This window comes from Paenibacillus sp. FSL L8-0644 (assembly GCF_038008165.1).
In the GTDB taxonomy this organism is placed as follows: Bacteria; Bacillota; Bacilli; order Paenibacillales; family Paenibacillaceae; genus Paenibacillus; species Paenibacillus polymyxa_D.
This window is the reverse complement of sequence record NZ_JBBOYN010000001.1, coordinates 1,156,531-1,172,595: the sequence shown is the minus strand read 5'-3', so window position 1 is coordinate 1,172,595 and position 16,065 is coordinate 1,156,531. Positions and strand designations below refer to the sequence as shown.

General features: G+C 45.1%; 18 protein-coding genes. 2 read left to right on the top strand and 16 right to left on the bottom strand.

Features of this window, described 5'->3' with window-relative positions; all coding sequences use genetic code 11:
- Positions 1 to 49 precede the first annotated feature (49 nt).
- The 10 genes from NSS94_RS05235 to NSS94_RS05190 form a co-directional block, all read right to left on the bottom strand.
- Positions 50 to 1,237 (bottom strand): HpcH/HpaI aldolase/citrate lyase family protein, encoded by a 1,188-nt coding sequence (locus tag NSS94_RS05235; protein WP_341038830.1) that lies wholly within the window; start codon positions 1,235 to 1,237, stop codon positions 50 to 52.
- A 167-nt stretch (positions 1,238 to 1,404) separates the two neighbouring features.
- Positions 1,405 to 2,139, bottom strand: a complete 735-nt coding sequence (locus tag NSS94_RS05230) for a TerC family protein (protein ID WP_029517565.1) — start codon at positions 2,137 to 2,139, stop codon at positions 1,405 to 1,407.
- A 26-nt stretch (positions 2,140 to 2,165) separates the two neighbouring features.
- Entirely contained in the window at positions 2,166 to 3,434 is a 1,269-nt protein-coding gene (locus tag NSS94_RS05225; RefSeq protein ID WP_029517566.1) for a TerD family protein, read from the bottom strand.
- A 224-nt stretch (positions 3,435 to 3,658) separates the two neighbouring features.
- Positions 3,659 to 4,240, bottom strand: coding sequence for a TerD family protein (locus tag NSS94_RS05220; protein WP_023987194.1), 582 nt, complete (start codon positions 4,238 to 4,240; stop codon positions 3,659 to 3,661).
- A 31-nt stretch (positions 4,241 to 4,271) separates the two neighbouring features.
- Positions 4,272 to 4,847, bottom strand: coding sequence for a TerD family protein (locus NSS94_RS05215; protein WP_013308970.1), 576 nt, complete (start codon positions 4,845 to 4,847; stop codon positions 4,272 to 4,274).
- 47 nt (positions 4,848 to 4,894) lie between these two features.
- A complete protein-coding gene (locus NSS94_RS05210) occupies positions 4,895 to 5,488 on the bottom strand; it encodes a TerD family protein (protein WP_069012933.1) in 594 nt (197 codons plus the stop codon).
- Between the two features lie 28 nt (positions 5,489 to 5,516).
- Positions 5,517 to 5,963, bottom strand: coding sequence for a tellurite resistance TerB family protein (locus NSS94_RS05205; protein WP_013369616.1), 447 nt, complete (start codon positions 5,961 to 5,963; stop codon positions 5,517 to 5,519).
- Positions 5,964 to 6,242: 279 nt separating this feature from the next.
- Complete coding sequence (locus NSS94_RS05200) at positions 6,243 to 7,190, bottom strand: ATP-grasp domain-containing protein (RefSeq protein ID WP_341038829.1); 948 nt, start codon at positions 7,188 to 7,190, stop codon at positions 6,243 to 6,245.
- 58 nt (positions 7,191 to 7,248) lie between these two features.
- A complete protein-coding gene (locus tag NSS94_RS05195; protein WP_341038827.1) occupies positions 7,249 to 7,662 on the bottom strand; it encodes a YcxB family protein in 414 nt (137 codons plus the stop codon).
- 447 nt (positions 7,663 to 8,109) lie between these two features.
- Positions 8,110 to 9,141 (bottom strand): WXG100 family type VII secretion target, encoded by a 1,032-nt coding sequence (locus NSS94_RS05190; RefSeq protein WP_340931441.1) that lies wholly within the window; start codon positions 9,139 to 9,141, stop codon positions 8,110 to 8,112.
- A gap of 199 nt (positions 9,142 to 9,340) precedes the next feature.
- On the opposite strand from NSS94_RS05190, the gene NSS94_RS05185 reads away from it, so the two are divergent.
- Together NSS94_RS05185 and NSS94_RS05180 are read left to right on the top strand one after the other, a co-directional pair.
- Complete coding sequence (locus NSS94_RS05185; protein WP_029517570.1) at positions 9,341 to 10,123, top strand: Cof-type HAD-IIB family hydrolase; 783 nt, start codon at positions 9,341 to 9,343, stop codon at positions 10,121 to 10,123.
- Positions 10,124 to 10,212: 89 nt separating this feature from the next.
- Complete coding sequence (locus tag NSS94_RS05180; protein WP_341038826.1) at positions 10,213 to 11,001, top strand: formate/nitrite transporter family protein; 789 nt, start codon at positions 10,213 to 10,215, stop codon at positions 10,999 to 11,001.
- Positions 11,002 to 11,090: 89 nt separating this feature from the next.
- On the opposite strand, the gene NSS94_RS05175 is transcribed toward NSS94_RS05180, so the two are convergent.
- The 6 genes from NSS94_RS05175 to NSS94_RS05150 all read right to left on the bottom strand — a co-directional run bounded on the left by NSS94_RS05175 (position 11,091) and on the right by NSS94_RS05150 (position 15,951).
- Positions 11,091 to 11,336, bottom strand: a complete 246-nt coding sequence (locus NSS94_RS05175; protein ID WP_023987189.1) for an HPr family phosphocarrier protein — start codon at positions 11,334 to 11,336, stop codon at positions 11,091 to 11,093.
- Positions 11,337 to 11,426: 90 nt separating this feature from the next.
- The gene (locus NSS94_RS05170) at positions 11,427 to 12,296 is read right to left on the bottom strand and encodes a DL-endopeptidase inhibitor IseA family protein (RefSeq protein ID WP_341038824.1); all 870 of its coding nucleotides are present in this window, start codon (positions 12,294 to 12,296) and stop codon (positions 11,427 to 11,429) included.
- Between the two features lie 111 nt (positions 12,297 to 12,407).
- The gene (locus NSS94_RS05165) at positions 12,408 to 12,641 is read right to left on the bottom strand and encodes a hypothetical protein (protein ID WP_039272563.1); all 234 of its coding nucleotides are present in this window, start codon (positions 12,639 to 12,641) and stop codon (positions 12,408 to 12,410) included.
- A 175-nt stretch (positions 12,642 to 12,816) separates the two neighbouring features.
- On the bottom strand, positions 12,817 to 14,682 hold the full coding sequence (locus tag NSS94_RS05160; RefSeq protein WP_445671533.1) for a rhamnogalacturonan lyase: 1,866 nt from the start codon (positions 14,680 to 14,682) through the stop codon (positions 12,817 to 12,819).
- A gap of 157 nt (positions 14,683 to 14,839) precedes the next feature.
- On the bottom strand, positions 14,840 to 15,397 hold the full coding sequence (locus NSS94_RS05155; RefSeq protein ID WP_069012927.1) for a DUF1273 domain-containing protein: 558 nt from the start codon (positions 15,395 to 15,397) through the stop codon (positions 14,840 to 14,842).
- Between the two features lie 212 nt (positions 15,398 to 15,609).
- Complete coding sequence (locus NSS94_RS05150; protein ID WP_029517576.1) at positions 15,610 to 15,951, bottom strand: iron-sulfur cluster biosynthesis family protein; 342 nt, start codon at positions 15,949 to 15,951, stop codon at positions 15,610 to 15,612.
- Between the last annotated feature and the right edge of the window lie 114 nt (positions 15,952 to 16,065).

Genomic DNA, 16,065 nt, shown 5'->3' with positions numbered 1-16,065 from the left:
AAACAGCTTGTCCACAGGAAGACGGAATGGATTATGTGTCTCCGTAATTTTAACGCTGAACTGCTCCAGGATTGGCAGCAGATGTGTTTTCGTGGTTGGGTAAGAGACTGACAAAATGTTGTTGTTCATGTAACACCCCGTATACTTTTGATCTATTGATAATTCGATGAGCCCAATTCAAATGCGGCTTAATTTCATTCATTTTGTTGGCATAGGTACTTTTGAATACCCCCAGACTACCATCGTTACGCTCAACAATTTCAAGTGCATCCATATACTCTTCATGTGTCACCGCATACATGGCCTGTACCGGCTTAATATGGGAGGGATGAATAATCGTTTTGCCGATAATCCCATTCTCTTTGTCCATCATGACTTCTCGGATCAGTCCGTCTACGGCATCTGAGATGAAGTCCATCCGCAAGTGTCGGCCCGGCTTCCCAAGTGCATCTTCGAAAGGAGATACTCTTAATTGAGGTTTAAAGACACGTTCTCGGTGAGAGAAATATTCCCATACAGGACCGGAAATGACGTAATTTGAGCCCACGCGTCCAAACAAGTTAATAATATCTGCGATGCAATCCCGAATGACGGCAATTTCATAAATCGTAATATCCGGGCTGCGTCTCAAGCCATACAGACTGGAAAAATCGGTTGCTCCAATGCGTACATTCAACACATATTCCTGGTACTCGTCTAAGATTTCTTTAATCGACAATAGCTCTTTCCAGCGGGTTTCCCGATAAATGATTTTGGAGCTTTCAAGAATCGGTAGCCCGTACAGCACAGGCATGTTGTTTTCGTTTCCTGCCCCTGTATGCATACTCCGGTTATATTCTGCAATGAGTGCAAAATACGCTCGTCCATTATCAGAAGAGAACTTGGGTAAGACAAAGCCCGTGAGCAGCGACAAAGATTCACCCAAACCGTTCAGTAGTCGTTCCAACTGCTCCACAGAGCGCACACGCACAAATAACAAAGGTAATTGCTGTTCACTCATCATCCCCGTCCGTACATAGGACAATAGTTGAAGCAGCTGCTGTGCCAGCGATTGTTCTGCCTGACCGACCTGCTGATCCCCTATCGCATCCTCCAAATCCAAAATGACCGTTGTTAACCCTTCATGTTTTCCATTTTTGATCTCTTCCGCTACTTCCGAGCGGGTCGCTGGCATGTACAAAGCCGCTCCTATCGCATAAGCCAATATACTTTTGGGAGAACGGTTATGAAACTCCAACGGTGGAGTATAAAAGATCGCTTCTACTTCCTCAGAGGTTAAATCATTAAAATATTTCAGGGCTCTTCCCCTCCTCTTGCTCTTTCTTGCCTGACTGAAGCCCTGTGCTCCGGGTATAAAAGAAATCCCCCCTTAGTTTCAGGAGGGATTTCGCTATACTTTGTACATTAAGCCTCTTTGTCGGCCTTTTTCTTTCTTTTCGCCGAGCTGATAACCATTGTGCCTACAAAGACAGCAATCAAAATGCCGAAGAATAAAATCTGCGACATATGAAAGCCAAAAGCAGCAGCCAGCATTTTACCCCCGATAATGGCGATCATAATAAAGGCTGTCTGTTCCAGTTCCGGAAATTTATCAATGAGCTTGAGGAACACTTGAGCAACGCCACGCATCATCAGAACGCCGAGAATACCACCCAGGAACAGAACCCATACTTTCTCGCTCACACCGAAAGCTGCAATGACGCTGTCAATACTGAAGGCAATATCCATCAGTTCGACCATTAATACCGTTTTCCAAAAAGAAGTAGGTTTGTTTTTCACTTCTCCATCACCTTCGGACTTGAATAAGCCCTTATAAGCGATATAGAGCAGATAAGCTGCACCCAGTACCTTAATCAGGGTGAACTTAATCAGGAATGTACCCAAGCCGATAGCCAGGAACCTGAATATATACGCACCCAAAATCCCGTAAAATAAGGCTCTCTTCTGTTGTTCCTTAGGTAAGTGTTTAACCATAACTGCGAGAACCAAGGCGTTATCCGCCGATAAAAGTCCTTCCAGCAAAATGAGAGTTCCTATAATCCCCCAACTCACTGGATCAGTAAGCGTACCTACAACATCACTCCATGAAAAGAAATGGCCGTAGTTTTCGCTGATATTTTTAAACAAATCATTCAACATGAAAAGAGTGCCTCCGATAATTCAATTTATTTGCTACCCTGCGACCAGCGCATGCCCCAGTTATAGGCCCGATCCAACTCACGATGACCGCCATAGAACTGCACGAGTCTTTCAATGCTAAACGTTTCATCGTTTACATTTTGGATCATGGCAATTGCACACATCCCTTTGCGATTGTCATGTTCATTCATGTGAACGATAATGTCCGGCCCATCCTTCTGGTACAACGTGACTACCCCGTCCGCTTGTGACCAGTTCGTGACTCCTTCATAGATGAAGGTAAACACCAAAATTCGCTTAATTTCAGAAATTTTAGCACCGTTGATGCGAAGATTTTCCCCTGTTTTCACAGAGCCTGTACGGTCGTCGCCATCCAGAGCAATGTACGGAAAGCGATTTAGAGAACCGAAAACTTCCCCGAGCGCCTGTACAACGCCTTTATCTCCATTCTTCATCTCATATAAGCAGCCCAGATCCAGATCGACACCCTTGGAGCCGCGATTAAAAAATCCCTTGCTTTGCTGCACCTGATTCCAGTTCAGATTGATCAGGATTTCACCCAATCCGCCTGAGCCCTTTTTCAGATTAATGGTGTCGCCCTTCTTCTTCAGCTCAATTTTCCGCAGATTCAGATTCACCGGTGTTGCAGATGGCTCTGGCTTCGGAGCAGGTGGTACTGGTGGCGGCGTTGGTGCTGGTCGAGGCGCTGGAGACGGAGGTGTAGGCACTGGCGTGGGCGGAGCCGGATTATTTTCCACTTCAATCCCAAAATTAACGCACAACGCATCCAATCCACCGGAAAAACCTGCGCCAATCGCGTTGAATTTCCATTCCCCGTTATGACGATACAGTTCACCAATAACAATCGCAGTTTCCACTGTAAATCCACTGTCCAAATTAAACCGCAAAACCTCTCCACTAACCGGATGAGCAAAACGAATGAACCCACCTTGAACCTGTCCAAAATTTTGCCGTTTCTGATCCGCATCATAAATCGTCAGCGTAAACGCAATCTTCTCGATGTTTGCAGGAATTCGCGTCAGATCAAGGGCAAATTGCTTTTTGTCACCGGACTGTTGTCCGTCTGAATAGGTGATAAAGGGCGTGGTCGGATTGTTATAAAAAATTAAATCCTCATCGCCCGATACTTTTCCTCCAGGACCTAGCAAAAATGCCGAAGTATCCAGCTCCAGAGACGCTGGGGACTCCCAGCCAATCCCTACGTTGACATGGGTCAGGCCCGGATTTGTTTTCGTCAAATCCGCCTTCTGTCCCTTTACTACGATAACAGCCATGATTGTGTCACCTTTCTGTCGGTTTGTCATGTGTCAGCGTACGCTAATGTAGCATTTTGCATCATTCGATTCCCAACGCTCATAAGTACAATATATAGACGAACTAAAGCGTTTCGATCTATATATTGCTGATTTAAAAATGCTCTTGGGATTTATGCAAAATGCTCAATGTAATAGCTTAAAAAGAAAGGGTAGCGCCCTATGGACACCACCCCAAGTGGATATTATTGAGCGTCCAAGCCATAGTTTTTAGCAAGCGCACCCAATCCACCAGCAAAGCCACTACCGATAGCCTGGAATTTCCAGTCTGCATTCTGACGGTAAAATTCACAGAATACGACGGCCGTTTCGGTGGAAAAATCTTCTCCCAAATCGTAGCGCAGCACTTCACGATCCGTTGCTGCATCTACCACACGCACAAAAGCATTGGACACTTGACCAAAGTTTTGCGCGCGTGCCTCGTAATCATAAATGGTAACCGTGATCCCGATACGGTGGATGTTCGCAGGAATCTTCGAGAAATCAACGATGATTTGCTCGTCATCCCCATCGCCCTCACCTGTGCGGTTATCGCCTGTATGGGTAACCGATCCTGCTCCACCTGTCGGGTTGTTGTAAAATACAAAATCATCCGCAGCTTTGGCTTTGCCGTCTTCATAAAGTAGGAAAGCTGAAGCATCCAGGTCAAAGTCCGCGCCACCACTGTATTTATTCGTATCCCATCCAAGACCTACAACGACACGAGTCAAGCCAGGATTCGTTTTGGTCAGATCAATACGTTGTCCTTTGGAAAGGCTAATGGTCATTCCGCATACCTGCTTTCTTTGTATAGATTTTTTATGCCAAACCGTAATCGCGCGTCAATCCTGCAAGACCATCTTGGTAGCCACTACCAATGGCATTGAACTTCCATTCACCGCTATGACGATACAGTTCGCCTACAACAACGCCTGTTTCGATTGAGAAATCTTCTCCCAGATCAAAGCGGACCAATTCTTCATTGTTTGCTTCGTTTACGATACGAGCGTAAGCACGGGACACTTGTCCAAAGTTTTGGCTGCGTTCTTGTGCTTCATAGATTGTAATCGTAAAAGCGATCTTTTCAACGTTAGCTGGCACGCTACCCAGATCAATTTTAATTTGCTCGTCATCTCCGTCGCCATCACCTGTGCGGTTATCCCCTGTATGAACGACAGAGCCGTTCTCATTTTGTGGGTTATTAAAAAAGACAAAGTTCTTATCGGACTCTACTTTACCTTCCGCATTAGCCAAAAATACGGATACGTCCAGGTCAAAATCTTTACCGCCATCGTATTTGTTTGTGTCCCAACCGAGACCCACTGTGATTTTGGACAAACCTGGATTTGTTTTCGTCAAATCAATTTTTTGACCTTTGGATAAGTTAATTGCCATGAGTAAGAACCCCTTTTCACATTAAGTTTTGTATGAGCAACCTAAAATTACATATAACGCTGAGCCAGCACATCAATATGTACGGCATGGGTTCCTTCACCGATTGCAGCAAACTTCCATTCGTTGTTATGACGATAGAGTTCTCCACAGACCAGTGCGGTCAGCCCCTCATAATTATCAGATAAATTAAACGTCACCAGTTCCTTGGAATTAGCACCATCCAGAATGCGGATATACGCTTTCTCGATCATGCCGAAGTCCTGTTTCCGGTTAACGCAATCATATATATTCACAACAACAAGCACTTTGTCGACATTGGCAGGAATACGTGCCAGGTCAATTTCAATTTGTTCATCATCGCCGTCACCTTGTCCGGTCAGGTTATCACCGGAATGCACGACAGAGCCACATGGACTTTTTTTATTGTGGAAACACACTACGTTATCTGACTGAGTCAGTTTTCCGTTGGCATCCAGCAAAATGGCAGAAGCGTCACAATCAATATTGGGTTGCTTCTTGAAGCCAAAAAATCCTTTGGACTGTACAGGGTCCCATCCCAATCCTGCTATAACCTTGGTCAGTCCTGTGTTTCCCTTGGTCAAATCAATTTTCTGGCCCTTGACCAGATTAATTACAGCCACTGATTAACACACCTCCCTTCCGTAAAATTTACAGACTAAATTCAGACGGATTCAAACCAAGCGCGCCGCAAATCTCAGCCACAATTCGCTGCTCATTGGCATCAAAGTCACCATCAGCTGCGCCAATAGCGCTACATACGCCAACGACGAGTCGGCCTACTTCTGGCTTACCTTTCAATTTACCAATCGCCTTCAGTGCTTCCTGTTTACCGATTTCAGGTGAAAACTCAAAGTTCGCTACATAGTGATTGAAACGGTTGATGACCTCACCCATATCAAACACTTTCAATTCTTCACTGATATTTATGTATCCGGCCATTTTTGTTTTCTCTTCCGGACTAATCGTACCGTCAGCAAATGCTACTAATGCACAGCCTGCAACAACAGCTTCCATAAAATCTTTATTCTTAAACTTCTTAACTTGGTCTCCAAGTCCTTTTTTAGTTGTATTCAACCAATTTTTAAATGTACTCATGTTTCCCTCCACAATTACGTATTTGGGTAAAGGTATCCTAGTTAATTTCTTCCTTTACTATAACCTGAATTACGATCTTTTTCTACAATAATATACAAAAATACGGTAAATCCGATCTATTTATTATTAGTATCCTCTCTATCTTTAGCCCTATTTTCTACATAAAAGGCCCTCTTCTATCATCCATCATTTGCTACCCCAATTGCAAGTCTGTGAAATGTCAATGTCAAAATTGATAGAAAGGCACAGCCTTCCAATTCAACAGAAGCACTGTGCCTTTTACCATAATCCACGGTTCACCACCGCTTTTTTTAAATTTGTATAGAACGCTTCAAGATCCGTGTGCTCAGGCAGTCCCGAAACTTGCCCATCTCCTAATTCTATAATAATCCATTGTCCTGCTTGTGTACGAGCAATATCCATTGTGAAAAATGGACTTTGGATTTGACGGGCAATCTGAATAAATTCATCCAGATCTGTAGGAACGGTCTCATATGCAGCCTCATCCCAGTAATTAACTGTAAAAACAGGCTCTCCGAACATGAAGAATAGACGATATTCTTTAGACAAGGGCATGCCACTTTTGGGGTGAAGGGTAAGAAATTCTAAAGGTACGAACTCCCTTAACACAACTCCTCCATTCAATTCTGTCCCCTGAAGTTCAACAAAACGACGAATCACCCGTTCCACATACACCTGATCTGACGCATCCGGGATATAACAGGCGTCCAGCCAATCATGTTTCCGTGATTTAACGAAGTCCTTGACCATTATTGCTGTCGTTCCAAAAGGTATGACCGCCTCTAGAATATGCTCCGCATCCAATTGGTCCCGCTCCAGCCATACACTCCGAGGCGTAAAATTTTGAATTAACGAGTATGAATCGGGAAAATAGTGACAGTTCCTATAACTCTTAGCACTTGTCAGCATCCTGATTCGATCGGCCTCCAAGGCTGCAGTCCAAGCACCATATACTTTGGGCCTTAACATCCATCCACGGTATAGCGCGTTCACGTACTCGCTTCCCTGTTTAGCAACATACTCTCGCATATTCTTAGAAACAATATATGGGTTAGACTCTGATCCTTCCCGTTCATCCTCGATCAGATTATCAAAATTGACCAACCCTATATCAAAACCAAGACTCTGTGCAACCTCGCACTCTTCACGGTAATCCATATCTACACTTTTAGAATTTAGAGGATCACTACAAAATAGAAGATACATATGAGTTCCTCCTTTTAACAAATGTATTAGCCTTTAATTTTATTTACCATAAATATAATTATTTTCTATTTAATTCGCTCATTTTGTCTATAAATTTATAATCCCATCTCTCTGATCCGATCTGGGTTATCAACAGTTCTTTGAATTGTCGGCGCTCCAGCCTACTAGAAAAAATCCGCTTGGGGACCAATATAAATTTATGATTAGGCAGCAATATATAAAAGGCAGTCAGCGTATTAATGACCCCCTTTACTTCATCCCAGTTGTAACCCGCAGAGTACGTAAAATGAAGACCCTCCTTTGAAAACTCATAATCTTTTTCAATAGGCCATTGTGGGTGATTTAGGTAGTTTGCTTTCACTTCTTTAATAGTAAAGAAAGGAATAATTACAAAAACTAAGAATGGAAAGAAGAACATCGCTATCGTATTAGGATCTACTTCATTATCTACTATAAGCTTGTATGTAGCCATAATGACCAACAGAAACTGGATTGATGCCATCAACTTAAGCCCAGTAGACTTCTGATACTTCAAACAAAAATTAAATAACATGATATCTTTCAATGTTAGCCTGTACGTGTACAGTAATGTCTCTGATTGTTGCATATCGTAACTCCTCTCCCTACCCTCTCAAAACAACACAACTACTAATACTAATGGATGGTTTTTTCATTTACTATTTCTCCCTCTAAAACTAGTACTTTAATCTTTTTCGAATATTCAATTAAATTACCTTGGATATGTATTCTATCTATTTAATATATCGGAATTCAGAAAAAAATGGTAAACAAAAAAATCCACAGACCTCTCCAGCTAGTGAGTTTACAGTTTCCACCTGCCGCTCACCTGTTCTAGAAAAAAAGACTGTAGATTTTATGGGTACTCCTAAACACGTTATTATCGTTCACTGCTCAAGATCTAGTTATAATCCTCCCAATAGCGATACTCCATTTCATTCTCACCTTTGGTGACGATGATCATGTTCTCAATATGTCCGGTTTCTTTATTCGTTCGGTAGATCATGGTACGGGTTTCGCCCTCATCGGGTACAGAGAAAAGTACTTTGTCACTGAGCATGCCGCCACCAATGCCGACGACGTGTTCCCCCCAGCCGGAGGCTGCGCCAGTACCGATGCCCGAACTTCCCCCACTAACACCAGCCCCGCGCGACAAAATAAGACCTATTCCATATCCGGTGACGGTCTGGGCCGTTTTACCTAGAGCATGCTCTCCGGCTGATTGGGTATGCTTTTGGACCCAGTAATCGTATTTATCCGTATTTTGCTCATAACTCACAACATTCCCTTTTTTATCTATAGATATATCCGTTTTGCTTCCGTCTTTACCTGTCAGTTCAGTGACGGCGACAAGGGAATCGGATGTGATCTTGGAGGTCTCTCCTGTATTGTAATCTGTACGGGTAACGGAGTCCTCATATTGCAGCTGCAGGACATTCATCTGGTCGTGAATTTTCTGCATAACCTGCTTGTCGCCGATGGCCTCGGCGTTTTTCAGTAGTTCCTCATATTGATGATATTTAACCGCGTCTGCCTGCTCCCATTCGTCTATGTTTTTGGGGTGCTTCGCAATTTCACCACCATGATCTCCAGCCTCTCCACTGCCTGCCAGCGCTGCGCTAGCGCTCATTGCCGCTGCTAGGGCTGTCCAGAAGCCACGTGTGCTTTCACCATCCGCATTTCTAAATTTCGAAGCGATGCTTTTCAGCTCAATTTCAATGGATTGAACCTTATTTAATATAGAAGATAGTGTATATTTAGCCGTTCGATAGTCATTATAAAAACGATTCCTCTCCATACCATCCCACTGGCTGTGAAGGTGGTTCATTGTGCTATCCAGGCCATTTAACTGGTTATACAGTGTGCCGTGGGCATTGGCAAATTGGGAGGCCACGCTGTCCAGCTGCTCCGGTGTGACTTGGATTTTTGTCATGGTGATCACATCCCATCTATGAAAATAGGAGATAGAAATTATATTTTACAGTAAGCCTTATTTCATATTGTAAGCTATAGAGGTCGGACATTCATGAGGATTTATACGTATTTGTGTATTCAGAAGCAGTTCCTTTGATATAATGAATCCATATGAGTTCATTTCGACAAATACATTATTGAAAGTCAGGTGTAAGGACATGTCAGACAAAAAAATTATCTTTTTCGATATTGACGGTACATTGCTGGACGATGACAAGAAAATGCCGTTAACGGCAGAAAAGGCCGTCTTTGCTTTGAAAGAGCTGGGACATGAGGTGGCCATTGCAACAGGCCGTGCACCTTTTATGTTCAAAGATATCCGCGAGCAGTTGGAAATTGACTCCTACGTCAGCTTTAATGGGCAATATGTCGTGCTCCGCGGGGAAGTGGTCGCTACCAATCCGTTGAACAGAGAAGCCTTGCAAACGATGACCGATCTGGCCCTCACACATAATCATGCCCTTGTATATATGGATCATATGGACATGAAGGCCAATATTCCTAACGATGAGCTTGTAGAGAAATCGGTCCAAACGCTTAAGGCCAAGATTTCAGTTGGATACGATCCGCTCTATTTCCAAGGAAGAGATATTTATCAGACGCTGTTAATGTGTACAGCAGAAGAAGAGCCTTTCTATGAAACGGTATTCAAGGCGTTTGACTTTGTGCGCTGGCATCCGAGTTCTGTGGACGTTGTTCCTCATGCTGGTTCCAAAGCGAAGGGTATCCGCGAAATTACGTCCAGACTGGGCATTGCCGCTGAAAATCAATACGCCTTTGGCGATGGCTTAAATGATGTGGAGATGCTGACAGCTATACATAACAGCGTCGCGATGGGCAACGGCTGTGATGAAGCCAAAGCCGCAGCTAAAATGGTCACAAAACGCGCAGATGAAGACGGTATTTTGTACGGACTGCAAAAGCTTGGTTTGTTAAGCTAACAGAATTGCTGATAGACTGGACATGTTTCGGGAAAAATAAAGTCTGTTTAAAGACTTACATATGAGAAAATAGGAGGTTGTCCTTAAATATGGAGACGGAAGGCTTACGCAATGTCGAACAGCTAGCCATGAAGAAGTACAAAATTTACAAGCAGAGCCTACTCCGGTATTTGGCACGTTCCATGCTGGCGAGTATGTTCATCGGGTTCGGCGTTATTGTAGCCTTCAAGACGGGCAACTTTTTTTACATGGAGCATTCTCCATTCACTTATCCCATGGCGGCGCTCACATTCGGAGCGGCTATCATTCTGATCGCTTACGGCGGCGGGGATTTGTTTACAGGTAACACCTTCTATTACACTTATGCTGCGCTCCGTAAAAAGCTACGCTGGGGGCAGGTGCTTCGATTATGGGCTACCAGCTATGGCGGTAATTTGCTGGGTGCGGGGGTATTTGCACTCCTTATTTACTTGACCGGTCTGTTTGACTCCTCCAGCGTGAACAGCTTTCTACTGAGCGTGGTTGAGCATAAAATGGAAGCGCCTGCAATGCAGCTATTCTTCCGAGCTATTTTGTGTAATTGGCTGGTCTGTCTTGCCTTTTTTGTTCCCATGTTTATGAAGGAAAATGGTGCAAAGATGTTTGCCATGATGCTGTTTGTGTTCTGCTTTTTCATTTCGGGATATGAACATAGTGTGGCTAATATGTGTACTTTCGCCATTGCGCTCGTGCTGGACCATCCGGGTACAGTTTCTGTCGCTGGCGTGATCCATAATCTCATTCCGGTTACGCTCGGAAATCTGGTTGGCGGCGTGCTACTTATGGGGGTTATGTACTATTCGGTGAATCTCCCGTTTTTGGATGAGAAAGAACACTAAAAAAAGAAGCCGTGGGACTTAGGTTCCACGGCTTCTTTGCGTTATTTTAGTAATAGATCATCCAGTGTTTACAAGTGCCTGCTTGCCTTTTATCCTTCTTGAGCAGGAAAATGGATAAACTCCTCCAACTCCTTGAACAGCTTCTTGGGATTAACATTGTCAGGTACAACCAGAGTTAGCGGCTCATCCAGCTTCAACACGTACATGCCTAAAATGGATTTGGCATCTGCCATGCCGCTTTTGCCATGAATCCAGATGTCATACGTATAATTGGATACGATTTGATTGATTTTTTCAATATCCTTAACGTCTTTTACCTTGATGGGTGTCATCATTGCACAGCACTCCCCTGCATTGAATTGAGGCTTACGAAACAAGCCTTAACATCACTTTACCCCATATGAAGCCTGTTGCAAAATCTTAATTTAGAAAATGACATGCGGCGCAGAGCTGATTTTCCAGTAGCTGCCGACCTTTTCAAAATTCACGGTGATTTTCTCATTCGCCTGCTTGGTTTCTGCCGGATAAGGCACGGTCAGCAGGTAGCTGCGCTTCACCGGAGTCATGGTTACCATTTTCGCCGTAGCCCGGTTGAACTCTAACAAATTGCCACCATCTGCGTTCAACTGAGCTAATCTGCCATTAACTTCGACGAAAAATTTACCGACAAATTGCTCACTGGCCTGCTTTGTGTAGGCCTGCGTCAGATAGCTGATCAATTTGGTCTTTGTACCGATGTCCTCGGACAGATAGCGGTAGCTTTTACCGTTCAACTGGAACGACTTACCCACCGGGCTGCCACCACTGATTGCATATTGATAACGAGACTGCGCCTCCAGCACAAGCGGAACCGCACTCTCGTGGTTCAGCTTGTCCAGTTGCGTCGGTTTCACGTTGGTAGCCGCTGCTGCTGGCGCCGCAGTGGACGGCTGTTGCGGCTTAGACGGCTTCACAGTCGAAGGTACGATCGGAGCAGCCGCGGGTGCTACCGATGTAGATGGACGCTGTGCTGGTGCAGACGGAGCTACTGGTGTAGCGGCTTTGGCAGAACCTCCGGCTGCAGCCGGGGGCGAGCTTGCTGGAGCCGACGGCGCTTGCGCCGGGGCTGGAGTCGTAGCCGGTGCAGACGCTGCTGGTGCTGGCACCTGAGCCGGGGCGGATGCGGCCGAATTGGCAACGCTCGGCTGCGTCGCTTCCGCTGGAGCCGTCACAGCGGGCGCGGCAGCAGCGGCCTGTGCCACGCTCATAAGTGTGGCCGCAATGCACAGTGCGGATAGCTTCGTATTTAATTTCATACTTATATACACCTCCATAATCATATGTCTGCATAAACTGCAGACATTTCTATTATAAGAATTTCGCTTCTCGATTGGGTTGCTAAATTGTTTCTATTTGCCTTTTTTTGTTCATTCTGCACGAAGTTTGTCCGTATTTGCCGGGGACGGTTGTTCTGACTGTTTCACTTGCTTTGCCTCCATCTCTTCCAAAGATAGCGATAGTTGCTTAACAGATCGGTCCAGCTCCTCTAATCTGCGACTCAAAGTGACGAGGATGTATTTTAACAGAATCAGACTTAATGCAGCAGGGAATCCGACATTAGTTACGAGCTCAATCATGCCTTCAGTCGTTAAAGAACTCACAGATTCCGCCTCCTTTTTCATACATATATTCCATTGATAAGAACTAATGTTCCCATTTTTATGAAAATCATACGTTATCTTGCGGGCTATCATAACAAAAAGAGCTCCAATTCGCTTGGAGCCCTCTCTGTTTTTGTTCATTCTATTTGTTTTCAAACCACTGTCTAACGACATATCAAGGAGTATATATATTCGGCTGCTGGGGCTTGGACATCCCTTCTCCCAGATAAAACCCGGTGTGCGGCGGCTGATTATAAGCTACGTTTTGCCAGGCAACACTCAAGCGATACACTGGATCATGCATAAGCGTGTAAAATCGATGTTCTGACTCGTATGGTGTTGTGTAGATACGCAGCGCTGAATTATCACTTTTACGCCAAATGACTTCCTCACGCCAGTCACCGAACAGATCGGCCTGCAAGGACGGCGTTCCTTTGGTTCCGTTATTGGAACTCGTTCCTGTTGCCGTAAGCAAGTTGGAAGTAGTCGAGTTCGTGTAGTTCCACTTGTCTATCTTTCCAGCGCTTGATGAGGTATGATCCAGCAGTTCACGGAGGAGATCCCCATCCCACCAGATGCCAAAATTAATGGAAGACGGTAGCGTGTTGGTGATGAGCTGTCCCTTGGCTGAACGCAACCCAATACCCGGTGCCCACTGCTCGTTCCCTTTGGTCCGCGGGTCAATGTCTGCTGACATGCCTCTTCCGGTATCCTTGCCTGTATTTACGCCCCATAAAATATTTCCATTACGCGGATCGTACATGGCAGCTCCGTAGGTGGCATTTTTGTCCTCGTTCACCTTGAACACTTCATAGCCCGAACGGTCGGGGTCTAGATCGCCAACATGAAGTGCATCACCATGTCCCATCCCGGTGTTAACCAGCTTCGCTCCGTTATCGTCTACAACCAGCGAGCCATACACAATCTCATCCTTATCATCTCCATCCACATCCGCTACACTCAAGCTGTGGTTCCCCTGTCCAGCCGTTCCGGCATTGGTGGAGCTGTTGCTGTCAAAGGTCCAGCGTCGGCTCAGGTTACCATTCCGCCAATCATATGCGACCAGAACGGTGCGAGTGTAATACCCACGTGCCATCACTATGCTGGGTCTCACGCCATCCAGATAAGCAACCCCGGCGAGAAAACGATCTACACGGTTACCATAATTATCCCCCCAGCTCGATACCGTTCCGCGTGGTGGCACATAGTCAATGGTACTAAGAGCCTTGCCTGTATTTCCTGAGAACACGGTCAGAAACTCGGGTCCGTTCAAAATATATCCACTCGTGTTTCGATGATCAGCCGAAGCGTCCCCAATCTTTACACCTGTACCATCTACCGTGCCGTCTGCTGTTTTACATACGATCTCTGCTTTGCCGTCTCCATCAAAATCATAGACGAGAAATTGCGTGTAGTGGGCTCCAGCCCGTATGTTCCGTCCCAGGTCGATCCGCCATTTGCGCGTTCCATCCAGTTCGTAGCCATCCAAAAATACATTTCCCGTATAACCGGATTGCGAATTATCCTTGGCATTGGAAGGGTCCCATTTTAACACAATCTCATACTCGCCATCCCCATCGAGATCCCCTACGCTGGCATCATTGGCATGGTACGTGTAGTTCACATTATCTGGAGTTGTGCCTCCTGCGGGCTGCTGGATCGGAACATCCAGATAGTTATTGTTCCATACCTTCACCGCAGGAGAAGCGGCCTGCTCTGCTCCATTGACCACGGCACGAACAGTATACGAAGATGAGGTCGAACCTGCCTTGTCCAAAAAGTTGGTTCTCGATGGTGTCGGCGCATCATTCACCTTGCTTGTCCCTCTGTACAAATTAAAGCCGACCGAATCCGCTTCCGTGCCCAGCAAGCGCCAGCTCACCAGTACACCCTCAGGCACCTTAACAGCGACGGCTCCCCGGTTCAGCTTTTCCATTTGTCTCGTAGAGGCAGCAGAGACCTGGCTATCCATCGGGGTAACCACTCCACACAACATGACACCGAGACAGAGCAACGCAGTATACCGAAACCTTTTGTTCATCTGAATCATTAGCTCCTTTCATAGTTTGTATTTTCAATAAATTTATTTTATGTGACTGATAAGTTATTGTTGTTTAAATTCTATGACAGCGCTTACATCAATGTAAAGGGACGAATACGTCCTTTTTGTTCAAAAATCCGGGCTAATGCTTTAAAAATCAGAGGTCCATGAATAATCGTTCTTCATCCGCAATGCTCTGGATATCCTCCGAGCTGATGCTAATATACTGATAGCCCTCTGCCTGTTGTTTTTTCAATGCAAGTTCCTTCATAAAACGTGGGCTGCCCTCTCCGGCATCCTCATCGTAAACAAGCAATAAACCGTCTGTTTTGCGGAAAAGAAGTTCATCCCGTGCCCTAAGTTGCCATATCCCCTGATAAGGCTGGCGGCTGACTACTCCTACATAGTCAACTTCGGCACAAATCTGCTGAAAATATTCCTTTTTGTCCTCCTTCCATTTTTCGTCCATATTTTGATAAGCCATCATAATAGAGCATTTGAGGTGGGGATATTGCTGTTTTAGTGCAGTAACGACCTCACAGGCCCACAAGTCCACCCCATATTGGCCTGGGGTAATCACCCATTCCAGCCCTTCTTCAATCAGGGGAATAAGCCTGCCTGCAATCGCCTTTTTAATATATGGAATGCCTTCGTGCTTCTGACTGAAAATATTCAGCTCATGGGCACGATAGCCCGAAACGAGCAAGTTTTTCATCTTCTCAACGTCCTTCTCCGATTATCATAAAGGTTATTGTACCACTTCAGAGCAGGCCACTAAACACTTCATTTTTTGGTGGAACGATTGGAATATAACACAAAAAAAACGAACCTCTGCCATATAGGCTAAACAAGGTTCGTCTTTTGGAAACTTGGTGTAAATCAGAATTGCTTTTTTGGTGCTTAATGAATTCCTATTACCTCCGCACATCACTCCTCGGACGAGTTCGCGCGCCGATCTTGAATTCTAACATTGCTACTAAATATACCGGCATCACTACTTAGCTTGAACGACGGGTAACTAGGGTCTGCCTCAAGCCGCATTCTGCTATCGAACTGCTGTTCCTGCTGCTGATCTACCCAAAAAGAATAAGGCTCAGACTGTACTGCTTTATCAGTTGCATTGGGCGCGGTGACAACCAAAATGACGAGTACGCCATTGCATCCACAATCCTCGGTGTCATAAAACAGCTTGAACATTCCCGGTCGTCCTGAAAGGGCCATTTCTAGCCTTTCAACGGATAAGGAATCCAATTCCAAATGTATGCTCATGAGATGAATCCTCTCCTTTGTGAGTAAAGTGTGTGGAACCGTCAGCCCCAAAAAGACTAAATTTAAACTATATGTACATTATAGTCATGTTTTTGTATATGTCTATGTGACTGC